Below are 12,960 nucleotides of genomic sequence, written 5' to 3'. Positions count from 1 at the left end.
ATTGGAGTGGATTTTATTTATAATTATCATTGAGAGGTGATATTTTGAAAACTAAGGTATTACTTGTTGAAGATGAAGAATCAATAAGAAAATTTGTGAAAATAAATTTAGAAAGAGAAGGATACATAATTTTTGAAGCAGGTAGCGGCGAAGATGGAATTGAAATCGCAAGACGTGAAAGACCTGACATTGTAGTACTTGACATTATGCTTCCAGGAATTGATGGATTTGAAGTATGTAGAACTCTTAGGAGTGAGTTTCCTTCACTTGGCATAATAATGCTTACTGCAAAGGCAGAAGACTACGATAAGATAATGGGTCTTCAATATGGGACGGATGATTATCTTACTAAACCTTTCAATCCAACGGAACTAACTTTAAGAATTAAATCTATTGAGAGAAGACTTGAGCCAGAAGAAGAGAAGGAAAGCAATTTGACAATTGATCCACCTTTTAAAATTGATTCTTATTCAAGAAAATTTTATAAGGACGATGTTGAGTTGGAACTAACTCCCACGGAATATCAAATTATAAAAATATTTATGACAAATCCTGGTAAGGCTATGACAAGAGATGAAATTCTAAGACTTGTGTGGGGCGAAGACTTTTTAGGGGATTCAAAAATTGTAGATGTAAACATAAGAAGGCTTAGATCAAAAATCGAAACAAATCCTGCAAAGCCAAAATATATTGAAACAGTTTGGGGAACAGGATATAGATGGAAATAAGAGGTGTCTGTAATTGAAAAACAAAATTGGAAAAAGATTAGTAAAAAGTTTTCTAATAGTTATTTTAATTACAATTTCGATTATAGACATATTTTTGCTCTTTGCTTTTAGTTTTTATTTTTACAACAATATTTCTAAAGAATTAATTTCTAGGATGGAAGTATCTCTCGAAATTTACAAAAGAGATTATTCCGACAAAACAATTGAAGATTTAATTTATGAAGATAGCGACATATTTCTTTCAAATACGAATGCAGAGGTACAAATTTTAGACAATAATGGAGATTTATTGTTAGATTCCATTGGGAAACTTTCATCTATACCAATTGAGCCATCAGATATGTTTGCTGCAGAAAATGGTGAAATAAAAACATGGCGTGGTGAAGACGCTCAAACTGGCGAAGCCATTATGTCTGTTACTGGTGCAATAAAAAATAATGAAGGTGAAAAAATCGGCTATCTTAGATTTATTTCATCTATAGAAGAAGCTAATAAGGCTATACTGAAAACTGGAATATCTCTACTTATCTTCATGCTCTTTGTTGCATTGGTTACAGCCATGGTATCTCTTTTAATTTCAAGATCAATTGTAAAGCCAATACTTGAGCTTACAGAAGTTGCAAAGACAATGTTAAGTGGAAACTATGAGGAGAAGGCAAAAGTTTATGAAGACGATGAAATAGGAGAGCTAGCAAAAACTCTCAATGCAATGAGCGATGAAATTCTAAATAAGGATAGAATTAAAAATGACTTTATTTCTTCGATTTCTCACGAGCTTAGGACGCCTCTTACATCTATAAAGGGATGGGCAGTTGTACTTAAAGATGCAAAGGAAGATGAAAAGGATCTTGTAGAAGATGGTTTAAATATTATTGAAAATGAAGCTGATAGACTTGCAAAAATGGTCGAAGAACTTTTGGATTTTTCTAGATATATTTCAGGAAGAATTACTCTAGATAAAGACTTATTTGACATTTCACAAACTTGTGTGGATGTTTCAAAACAGATGAAACCTCGTGCGAAATTAAATAATATTGAATTTATAACAGAATTTCCAGAAGAAGCTGTGTTAATATATGCCGATGAAAATAGAATAAAGCAACTTTTGATAAATTTGTTAGACAATGCAATAAAATTTACATCAGATAAGGGGTGGGTAAAGTTTCAAATGTCTAAAGAAGATGGATATGTCCACATGATGATTTCTGATAATGGTATGGGAATGACAAAAGAAGAAATTTCTCATGTAAAAGAAAAATTTTACAAGGGAAAGCATTCAAAGAGTCATAGCGGTATTGGACTTTCAATAAGTGATGAGATTACAAAACTTCACAATGGAAACTTGGAAATTTTTTCTGAAGAAAATATTGGCACAACTGTAAAAGTTACCCTTCCAATAGAAATTCCTAAGGAAGTAGGTGATAAAATTGATTAAAAAATTATTTATTATAATTTCCTTATTTTTTTTAACAGCTTGTTCCTTTTTAAATACACAAAGCACAAATATTGAAACGCCTACTATGGGGCAAGCCCCTATATATGGCAAGTGGACTATTACAAAATTTATTTACAATAAAAAAATCAATCAAGATAATTTTTTATTTAAAGATATAATTGGAGAAAATATTTACTTTAGCAATGATCAAGTTGTACTTTCTAACGACTATATAAAAGATGTTGAGTACAAGACAAAATATGTAAAACTTTCTGAATATCTATACAAAAAATTTAATTTAGACTATAAAACTCTTGGCATAGAAGACTCAGATGTTTATACGACCTATGTTTTTGACTCAAAGGCAAGTAGAAATATTTATTATGAAGTAATAAAAACTAGTGAAAACACAGCTTTGCTATTTTATAATGGAGTGATTTTAGAGATAAAACTTGTCGATGACAAGATAAAAAATGAGGATCTCAATAAATTAATTCTGGCTAAAAAAGATGAAGTGCTTGCTAGGGGAAGTTTATTTGATTACAAGGGCGATAAAGGATTTTTAATTGGTTTTAAATCAAAAGCTGATTCTAATATTCCAACATGGAACTATAAAACTTTCTATATTAAATTTTCTGACTTAAAGCTTGAGAATGTATATGAGATGAATAATATTATTCTTCCTCGCAATGATAGCTTTTCTGAAATTAGCGTTCAAAGAGAGTCAAAGGGCGATGAGACCACAGATAAATTAATTGTAAGGGACTATAAAAATTCAAAGCTTAGAAAAGAAGATGACATTCTTAAAACTGATACAGAGGAGCTAAAAGAGAATAATAATCTAAAGACAATAAACTTTATTACAAATAATTATGTCAATGTGGAAAGTTTGGACAGAAATTCAAACAATAATTATCTACGAATTTACAAATTAGATAAGTTAGAGGATAAAAAGCCTCTAAGCTATAAAGACTTTTTGTCAGAAAAAGATTTAGATACGAAAGACAAAAATATCGAGGCACTAAAAAAAGATCCCTATAATATAGGGATTTATAGAGACAATGGTTTTTGGAAATTAAAGGGTAGAATGAAACTTTCAGATGGTAAATTTTCTGATTTTGATTTAAATTTAGTTCTTCCCTATGAAGTAAATAAATATAACGAGATAAATATTCCAATGTCTCAAATAAAAAATTTCAAATCCAGCATAAAAGATGGATTTGTATCTCCTGACAATAAATTTTTAATAACATTGGAAAAAAATTTTATGAGAATTTATAATATAGAGGATAGTAAAATACTTCCTAGTCCAATTTTTGAAAGGGAAATTGGAGATGAAGCGTCCACAATTATGACGGAGTGGGCAATAGGTCGCTATTCAAATATTTGGCAACAAGAACTGTCATCAAATAAATGAGGTGTAAAATGAACAAAATAATGGAAATGGTCATGGAAAATTCAACTTACTTGCTCCTAACTCTTGGTGCAATTTTAATTGGAGTTGTCCTTACTTTTATAGTAAACTTTGCTGCAAGAGATTTAAAATTTATAAAATATTTGCCAGGACTTGCCCTAGTTTTTATTGGAATTATTTCACTTTTTATGGTGATAAATAAACTTTTCGATCCAGGAAGTCTTGATAACTTAATTATTTTTGTAATAGGCGTATCTTCTGGTTTGGTTTCACTAATTTTTGCTTTAATAATAGGAATTGCAAGTTCAAATAAAAATAGGTATAGAAAAAACACCAGAAAAAAAGCTTAAGATGAAGAGGCACATTGTGCTTCTTTTTTCTTGAGCTTTTTTAATATTATCAATCGTTAGTGAAATTTTATAATGAGATTATCATTTAATAATATTCCCTTAAGTTTCAATAAGTTGAGAGAAAATCTTTCATTGATTCGAATTTTTTATCGCCAATACCATCGACATTTTTAATGTCTTCAATTGATGAAAAAGAATTTTGTGAGCGATAATTTATAATTTTCTCAGCAGTTTTTGGACCAACGCCAGGGATTTTTTGAAGTTCAGTTGCATCTGCAGTGTTAATATTTATTTTTACATTAGAACTTTCACTGGAATTACTTGAAACTAATTGCGTGGTATCTTTATTAGTATTTACTTCATTAATTTTTGGTATATAAATTTTTTCTTCGTCGTGGAGTTTTGCTGCTAGATTAATTCTATCTAAGTCCGCTTCATCTGTTGCTCCACCTGCCATATAAACTGCGTCTACAACCCTTTTTGACGAATCTAATTTTAAAATTCCTGGACTTTTAACTGCACCAGAAATGTGAACCATTATCTCTTTAGTTTCGTTTGATGTCTGAATTTCATCTTCTTCAGCTAATTCTTTTTTAGAAATTTCTTTTGAAGGAAGGCTTGAAGTTTTTGTGTTCAAAAATTTTGTAGCATCATCAAATTTATGTGAATCATAATATTGATATCCAATTATTAAACAAAGAGAAATAATAATTATGTAGGGGATATTATCTTTTTTAAAAAATTTAAAATCCATTTTCATCACTCATTTATTTTAATTTATCTTAAAATTTTAATACCCTAAATTGATAATTTTACACAGTTTTCAAAAGTAATAATCTATGTTATAATCTATATATAGAAACGATTTCAAAAAATTTACATAATAGGAGGAAAGTATGAAAGTATATACAACAGATAAGATAAGGAATCTTGCTCTCGTAGGACATTCTGGCTCCGGAAAGACAAACCTAACAGAGGCTATGTTATTCCAAAGTGGAGCTACACAAAAACTTGGCAATGTTTCTAACAAAAATACAGTTTCCGACTTTTCAAAGGAAGAAAAGGAGAGAGGAACTTCTATTGGAACATCAATTATTCCTATTGAGTGGAGAAATTATAAAGTAAATGTAATAGATACTCCAGGATACCTCGACTTTGTTGGAGAAGCTCATAGTGCTTTAAGAGCAAGTGAAGCTGCAATAATGGTGATTGATGCAACAAAGGGCGTTGAAGTTGGAACTGAAAGAACATGGAAATACACAGAAAAAATTGGACTTCCAAGAATTATTTTTATAAATAAAATTGACGGAGAAAATGTAAACTTTAGAAAACTAATGGATGAACTTGAAGCTTCCTTTGGTAAAAAAGTTATTCCTTTCTCTGTGCCAATTGGCGAAGGTGAAAATTTTGTTGGCGTTACAGATGTTATTTTCCAAAAGGGATATAAATATGTAAATTCTGCACCGCAAGAAACTGAACTAAACCACGATCAAGTTAAAGCAACTGAAAGAATGTATGAAGAAATTGCTGAAGTTGTTGCTGGATCTGATGAAGTTTTGATGGAAAAATATTTTTCTGGAGAAAAATTCACTAGAGAGGATCTTTTGAGAGGAGTTACCACAGCACTTCTTGAAGGGGATGCAGTTCCACTACTTGTAGGAAGTGGCGAAAAGGGCATTGGTATTGATATTCTTCTCAATACAATTGTAAACTACATGCCAGCTCCAGATGATGAACGTGCACATCAAGGCTTTAGATTTAAAGAAGGCGAAGAAAGAAAAGTTTCTGCAAAGGAACCTTTTGCTGCAGTAGTATTTAAGACAATTTCAGACCCATTCCTTGGAAAAATTTCTATCTTCAAAGTTATTTCTGGAATTGTAAATAAAAATACAGCTCTTTATAATGTAAACTCAGAAGAAAATGAAAAACTTGGCGGACTTTACATAATGAGAGGTAAAGAACAAATTGAAATAGATGAAATTTATGCAGGAGACATTGGTGCAACTACAAAACTTGCTAAAACCGTTACAGGGGACACTCTTTGCGATAAAGATCATAAAGTAGAATATAAAAAATTAAAATATTCTACTCCAGTTTTATACTATGCAATTGAACCAAAGACTAAGGGCGACGAAGAAAAGCTTTCTCAATCATTGAGAAAAATTAAAGACGAAGATCCAACATTTGTAATTGAAAGAAACCCTGAAACTAAACAAATGACTATTGGTGGTCAAGGTAAAGTTCAATTAGATGTAATTCTTGATAAATTAAAGAACACTTATGGAGTTGAAGTAAATATTGTTCCTTTTATTGTTCCTTATAGAGAAACAATTAGAAAGACTTCAAGCGTTCAAGGTAAACACAAAAAACAATCAGGTGGCGCTGGACAATATGGCGATGTTTGGATTAGATTTGAACCATCTGACAAAGAATTTGAGTTTGACGAAGAAGTATTTGGAGGAGCGGTTCCTAAGAATTATTTCCCTGCAGTTGAAAAGGGAATTATTGAATCTAAGGAAAGGGGAGTTCTTGCAGGATACCCTGTAACTAATTTTAAGGCCGTTTTATACGATGGATCTTACCACGATGTTGACTCCAACGAAATGAGCTTCAAGCTTGCAGCAAATCTTGCTTTTAAGAAGGGAATGCAAGAAGCAAGTCCAGTTCTTCTTGAACCAATTATGAAAGTTGAAGTTACAATCCCAGAAGATTATCTTGGCGATGTAATGGGCGATATGAACAAGAGGCGTGGCAGAATTCTTGGTATGGACCAACAAAATGACGGTACTCAAGTTTTAATTGCAGAAGCACCACAAGCTGAATTGTTCTCTTATCTAATTGATTTAAGGTCTCTTACTCAAGGTAGAGGAACTTTTAGCATGGAATTTGTAAGATATGAAGAAGTTCCACAAAATATTGCAGAAAAAATAATAGAAGAAAGAAATAAAGAAAAGTAAATTTAAGGGTATAATATCTGTTGGAGAGTAAAATCTCCATCAGATATTTTTATGTAAAAAAATATTGCAATTATAGGCAAAAAAACTTAAACCTTAAATAAGGTAAAAGATAGTTTTAAAACATACTATAAAGGCACGCAGTTTTTATAATTTTACTTAAATAATATATTTAAAATAATATTAAATTAAAAGCTTTACAAAAATTATATTTTGTATTAAACTAGAAATAGTAAAAGATAGTCAAAAATTTTTTAAATCAAAGGACAAAGATGGTCAAAGGAATGGTATTATGGCAAAGCTTTCTAACTCCATTGAAGATTTTTTAAATGAACTTATTTTTGAATCTGGTGGAGTTATTGAGATACAAAGATCAAAAATTTCAGATTATTTTAATTGTGCTCCTTCGCAAATAAATTATGTTTTAACAACAAGGTTCACGCCCGTCAAGGGATACTATGTTGAGTCCAGACGAGGCGGTGGAGGTTACATTAGAATAGTAAAAGTAAAATTTGAAGATGATGAAGATACTTTGGATACTTTTTTAAATTTTATTGGTGATTCAATCACAAAAAACAATTCAGATGAACTATTAAAGGAGCTATTGAGAATTAAAAAAATAAGTAAAAGAGAGATGGAGCTAATAAAAGTTGCTCTATCAGATAGAGCACTTAGTGAGTGTGAAAATAAAAATGAACTGCGAGCAGATATTTTAAAAAATATGCTATTAGTTATTTTTAGTTAGGGGGAAGAATATGTTATGCGATATTTGTAAGGAAAGGGAATCTGTCATATCCTATACTAGGATCAACGACAATGAAATAGAAGAAGTCCACCTATGCGAAGTTTGTGCAGAGGAAAAATTTAGAAAAGATTTCAAAAGTTATCAAAATATAATTCCTCAACTTGAAAATGCACTTAGAAATATTTTTCAATTCACCACAAATTCATATAGTGATGAAGAGGATATAAGTTGTGAATATTGTGGAAGGAGCTTTCGTGAACTAAAGAGCACAGGAACTCTTGGATGTCCTAAATGTTATGATTCTTTTGGAGTAGAAATTAGAAAATATTTAAATGCACTAAATATTAATTTAAAATACAGAGGCAAAATTCCAAAAAATGCGGATAATTATCTTGTCTACAATAGGAAACTTGAGGATTTGAAGGAGAAATTAGATCTTGCCATAAATTTGGAAGAATATGAAAAGGCAGCAGAAATAAGGGATGAGATAAAGAAGTTGAAGGAAGATGTCAGTGTCTAAAATTATTTTAGGTTATAAATTAAAATTATATAGAAATATTGACGGTAAAAAATTTGTAAACGCAATGACAGAGGAAGAATTAAGGAAAAACTTGGAATTTGTTTATCCTATTTTAACTGATTTAGGGTACACTAAAGTTGATATGGAAAAAATTTCTTCTCTAAAAAAACTTGAGTATGTAGAAAATGGAAGAATTGGGAAAAATTTTTTAGAAAAAAGTAATATTGGATTTTATGAGAAAAAGGATGCTCCAGATATTTTGATTAATGCGGGAGAGCATATTGAACTTTCAATTTTTTCTCGAGTAAAGACTTTAAGCGATTTATTCAAAGAAATTTACGATCTTGAAGAAAAATTAGAGGATAAAATCAATTTTGCTTTTGATCCAAATTTTGGATATTTAAGTTCAAGAGTTTTAAATGCTGGGACAGGTTTAAAGCCAATTGCAATTTTATACCTTCCAGCTTTAAATTATTTTGGAATAAATGAAATAGCTAGGGGACTTTCAAGACTTGGCTACACTTTGGGTTCTTATAGAGATAGTTCAAATAAGGCATTGGGAAGTATTTACACTTTGTCTTTTGAGTCAACTTTTGGAGAAGACGAAAAGTCCTATATTGATAAATTAAAAATCATCGTGCGAGAAATTGCCGATGTTGAGAGGGAAAATAGAAAAAAACTTTATTTAGACAATATTATTACTCTAGAGGATATGGTAAATAGGTCCTTTGGAGTGCTTGCAAATGCAAGAGTTTTATCGGAAGAAGAGATGATGCAGTCCATGAGTACAATTAATCTTGGAATTGAACTTTCAATTTTAAAACCAAATCGAGAATTTGATTTTTATGAAGAGATTATTAAACTTAGAAATGGACATTTGCAAATTGAGAGGGGTGCAATATTAGATCTTAAGTCGAGAGACATTTTAAGAGCTAATAAGGCGAGAGCTCTCATGAAGGAGGTTTTCAAATGAGTATGTTTGGAAAATTTAGTGAAAAATCACAAAAAGCTATTCTTTTTGCACAACAAGAGGCAAGGGAACAAAAACATCCATATATAGGTTCAGAACACATTCTTCTTGGAATAATTAGAGAAGGAACGGACACAGGTGCACACATTTTGTCAAAACTTGGCATCGATTATAAGAAGGCAAAGGAAGCCACACTTGATATAGTGAGTAGCGGTCAAGGTCCCGTTGTATCTAGTATTGCATATACTCCAAGGACTAAGAGAATTTTTGAACTTGCATTTGAAGTTTCAAGGGAAATGGGAGAAGCTACAGTTTCAACTGAACATCTTCTTCTTGGAATTTTGCGTGAAGGTCAAGGTGTTGCCATATTAGTTTTAAAAAGACTTGGCATTGATATAATGAGTCTTGAAAATGACATTTTAAACAATATGGAAGAATATGAAAATTATGAAGACGGAGAAATTTCTTCAGAAGCTTTGGAAAAGTATACTACAAATTTAAATAAAAAGGCTGAAGAGGGGAAAATCGATCCAGTAATTGGAAGAGAAAGGGAAATAAAAAGAGTTATCCAAGTTTTGTCTAGAAGGACAAAAAACAATCCCGTACTAATTGGAGAGCCGGGTGTAGGTAAAACCGCAATTGCAGAGGGACTTGCCGCAGAAATTGTTGCAGGAAATGTACCAGAGATTATGAAGAATAAAGTCATTTTAACTCTTGATATTTCTCAACTTATTGCAGGATCAAAATACAGAGGGGATTTTGAAGAAAGACTAAAAAATGTAACTAATGAAGCTGCAAAAAACAAAAATATCATTTTATTTATCGATGAAATGCATGTAATAATTGGCGCAGGGTCAGCAGAAGGTTCTCTCGATGCATCCAATATTTTAAAGCCAATGCTTACTAAGTCAGCTCTTCAAGTTATTGGAGCTACAACAATTTCTGAGTACAGAAAGAAAATTGAAAAGGACACGGCTTTTGAGAGAAGGCTTATGCCCATAATGGTTGAAGAACCAAGTGTTGAAGATTCTATAAAAATTTTAAGTGGATTAAAAAACATTTATGAAAAGCATCATCATGTAGTAATTCCAGAGGAAACTATTGAAGCTGCTGTAAAATATTCAGATAGATATTTAAATGATAGATTTTTGCCTGATAAGGCAATTGACTTAATAGACGAGGCAAGCTCAAAACTTAAAATTGAGTCCTATAAAGTTCCTGAATTCGAAGAAAAATTCAAAAAGGAACTTGAAGATATTGAAAATAAAAAATCTGAAGCAGTAAAAAATCAAGATTATGAACTTGCTGCAAATCTTCGTGACGAACAAAAAAATGTTGAAGAAAGATATAAAGAAGAAATAAAAAAATTTGAAGAAAAAGATTCGAAGAAAAAAGTAACTCCAGAGCTTGTTGCCGAAATAGTTTCTGAATGGTCAAAAGTTCCTGTTACGGATATGACTGAAGAAGAAACTGAAAAATTAAGAGACCTTGATGTTAAGCTAAAAGAAGATGTAAAGGGTCAAGACGATGCTGTCAAGACTCTTGCAAAAGCAATTAAGAGGTCAAGGATTGGCCTTAAAGATCCAAATAAGCCAATTGGAACTTTTATATTTGTTGGGCCAACTGGTGTTGGAAAGACTTTCCTTGCAAAGAGCCTTGCAAAAAATTTATTTGGAAAAGAAGAAAACATGATTAGGTTTGATATGTCTGAGTACATGGAAAAATTTACTGTATCAAGACTTGTAGGTTCTCCTCCGGGATATGTTGGATACGAAGAGGGTGGCGAACTTACTGAAGCAGTAAGGACACATCCATATTCAGTAATTCTTTTAGATGAAATCGAAAAGGCACATCCAGATATTTTCAATATTTTGCTACAAATTTTAGACGAAGGTAGAGTTACTGATTCAAAGGGAAGGACTGTAAACTTTAAAGATACAGTTATAATTATGACTTCTAATGCAGGTGCAAACCTCCTTGCAAAAAATTCAGTTCTCGGTTTTTCAACTTCAGAAAGTTCTGAAAAGAAAAACGAATATGAAAATATGAAGAAAATTATAAACGAATCCTTAAAGCAAAAATTTAGACCTGAATTTTTAAATAGAGTTGACGATGTAGTAATATTTAAAACTCTTGAAAAAACTGAAATTAAAGATATTGTAAAAAACATGCTTGATAAATTAAGCGATAGACTTTCTGAAATGGGAATTAAAGCAAATTACACAAATAAACTAATTAATTTCTTAGTTGACGAAGGTTATGACAAAGTATTTGGTGCAAGACCACTTCAAAGGACTATTACAAAATTAATTGAAGATAAAATTGCCGATGAATTTTTAGATGGAAAGATAAAAGACGGCGATGAAATTTTAGTAGATGTTAAGTACAAAAAAATTCAAATAGAAAAAGTTAAGAGGACTAAACAGAAGGAAAATGAAAAAGAAAATAGTGTATCAGTGCAGTAATTGTGGATATATTTCTCAAGGATTTTTTGGGAGATGTCCAAACTGTGACTCTTGGAATACTTTAGAAGAAAAAAAAGAGGAGCCTGGCAAAAAGGCTCCTTCTAAAAATAATAAAGATGCACTTAAACTTAAATCAATAGAGGTTTCTTCAGATGAAAGAGTAAAGACTAGTATTGAAGAATTTAACAGGGTAATGGGTGGTGGAATCGTAAGAGATTCTGTGAGCATTTTAACGGCAAAGCCTGGATCTGGAAAGTCAACTCTACTTATGCAAGTTGCAAATGACATTGCGAATAAGGGTATGAGAGTTCTTTACGCATCGGGAGAAGAATCTGAAACACAAATAAAAATGAGAGCTGAAAGAATTTTAGACAAGCTTTCTGATAATATTTGGGTTTACTCAGTAAATTCTCTCAATTCAGTTTTGGCTCAAGTGGAAAAAATTGATCCTCAGTTTATAATTATTGACTCAATTCAAACTTTTACTCTAGATGAATTTCCTCAAAGACCAGGCACTCCAACACAGACAATGGAGTGTGCCTACAAGATGACAGAAATTGCAAAGGACATTAAGAAGCCTCGAATGATTTTTTTAGTTGGTCAAATGACTAAGCAAGATGAACTTGCAGGAGTTAGAAGTCTCGAGCATTTAGTAGACACAGTTTTATTAATTGAAGGTGATTCATCGGAGGACTTGAGATCTTTAATGGCAACAAAAAATAGATATGGTTCCACTGGTGAAATTGGATTTTTTTCAATGACAGAAAAGGGAATGATTTCTATCGACAATCCTTCAGAATATTTTATGACAAGAAGATCAGAAAATGAACAAGTTGCAGGTTCATCTCTTTCTGTTATAAGAGAGGGCACGAGACCAATAATTTTGGAGACAGAAGCCTTGGCATCAAAGACATTTCTCCCATATCCATCAAGAATTTCAGAATCTATTAGAAGAGAACATTTAAATACTTTAGTTTCAATTTTAGAAGAAAGAGCGGGAATAAAATTTTTGGATAAAAATATTGTCGTAAAGTCAGCTGGAGGAATTAAAGTTAAGGAACAGGCATCAAATTTATCTGTGATGGTCTCCATAGTTTCTTCTACCCTTAATAAACCTGTGGAAGCAAATTCAGTTTTCATCGCAGACGTTGGTCTTACTGGAGAACTAAAAAATGTTCCAAGCTTAGATGTGAGACTTAAAGAAGCGGAGCGAATGGGCTTTAAAAAAGCCTATGTTTCAAAATATTCCAATGTGAAGGTAGAAAATTATAAAAAACTTCAAGTTATTAAGATGACAAATATTTTAGAAGTTTTACAAAAAATATTTAGCATATAAATTAGACAAAAAAACTCTTTTTACTGGGATAGGTAAGAAGAGT

The 12,960-nt window shown here is 31.3% G+C and carries 11 protein-coding genes; 10 read left to right on the top strand and 1 reads right to left on the bottom strand.

The window, feature by feature from the left end:
* Positions 1-44 precede the first annotated feature (44 nt).
* Genes HKO22_RS01075 through HKO22_RS01060 form a run of 4 tightly spaced genes read left to right on the top strand, consistent with a single transcriptional unit; the run spans position 45 to position 3,927 of the window.
* Positions 45-728 (top strand): response regulator transcription factor, encoded by a 684-nt coding sequence (locus HKO22_RS01075; RefSeq protein WP_075659019.1) that lies wholly within the window; start codon positions 45-47, stop codon positions 726-728.
* A gap of 13 nt (positions 729-741) precedes the next feature.
* Complete coding sequence (locus HKO22_RS01070; RefSeq protein ID WP_169967925.1) at positions 742-2,163, top strand: sensor histidine kinase; 1,422 nt, start codon at positions 742-744, stop codon at positions 2,161-2,163.
* Positions 2,156-3,580, top strand: coding sequence for a hypothetical protein (locus tag HKO22_RS01065; RefSeq protein WP_169967923.1), 1,425 nt, complete (start codon positions 2,156-2,158; stop codon positions 3,578-3,580). The genes HKO22_RS01070 and HKO22_RS01065 overlap by 8 nt, the downstream gene beginning before the upstream one ends.
* Before the next feature lie 8 nt (positions 3,581-3,588).
* A complete protein-coding gene (locus HKO22_RS01060; protein ID WP_075659017.1) occupies positions 3,589-3,927 on the top strand; it encodes a cytochrome C biosynthesis protein in 339 nt (112 codons plus the stop codon).
* Between the two features lie 106 nt (positions 3,928-4,033).
* Here the strand turns inward: HKO22_RS01060 and HKO22_RS01055 are convergent, their stop codons facing one another.
* A complete protein-coding gene (locus tag HKO22_RS01055) occupies positions 4,034-4,681 on the bottom strand; it encodes a helix-hairpin-helix domain-containing protein (RefSeq protein WP_144015192.1) in 648 nt (215 codons plus the stop codon).
* Between the two features lie 142 nt (positions 4,682-4,823).
* Between HKO22_RS01055 and fusA the strand changes: the two genes are divergently transcribed.
* From fusA to radA, 6 genes are all read left to right on the top strand, one after another.
* A complete protein-coding gene (gene fusA / locus HKO22_RS01050) occupies positions 4,824-6,884 on the top strand; it encodes an elongation factor G (protein WP_169967922.1) in 2,061 nt (686 codons plus the stop codon).
* Positions 6,885-7,173: 289 nt separating this feature from the next.
* Positions 7,174-7,626 (top strand): CtsR family transcriptional regulator, encoded by a 453-nt coding sequence (locus HKO22_RS01045; RefSeq protein ID WP_075659010.1) that lies wholly within the window; start codon positions 7,174-7,176, stop codon positions 7,624-7,626.
* A gap of 10 nt (positions 7,627-7,636) precedes the next feature.
* A complete protein-coding gene (locus HKO22_RS01040) occupies positions 7,637-8,146 on the top strand; it encodes a UvrB/UvrC motif-containing protein (RefSeq protein ID WP_075659009.1) in 510 nt (169 codons plus the stop codon).
* Entirely contained in the window at positions 8,139-9,119 is a 981-nt protein-coding gene (locus HKO22_RS01035) for an ATP--guanido phosphotransferase (RefSeq protein ID WP_169967920.1), read from the top strand. Before HKO22_RS01040 ends, HKO22_RS01035 begins: the two co-directional genes overlap by 8 nt.
* Positions 9,116-11,581: an ATP-dependent Clp protease ATP-binding subunit gene (locus tag HKO22_RS01030; protein ID WP_075659007.1), complete on the top strand. Its 2,466-nt coding sequence runs from the start codon at positions 9,116-9,118 to the stop codon at positions 11,579-11,581. The genes HKO22_RS01035 and HKO22_RS01030 overlap by 4 nt, the downstream gene beginning before the upstream one ends.
* The gene (gene radA, locus HKO22_RS01025) at positions 11,550-12,917 is read left to right on the top strand and encodes a DNA repair protein RadA (RefSeq protein WP_075659006.1); all 1,368 of its coding nucleotides are present in this window, start codon (positions 11,550-11,552) and stop codon (positions 12,915-12,917) included. Before HKO22_RS01030 ends, radA begins: the two co-directional genes overlap by 32 nt.
* The last annotated feature ends 43 nt before the right edge of the window (positions 12,918-12,960 follow it).

It is taken from the genome of Peptoniphilus faecalis, assembly GCF_012976305.1.
Lineage (GTDB): Bacteria > Bacillota > Clostridia > Tissierellales > Peptoniphilaceae > Peptoniphilus_A > Peptoniphilus_A faecalis.
Note: the sequence above shows the minus strand (reverse complement) of the source record. Positions and strands in the feature narration are given on the sequence as shown.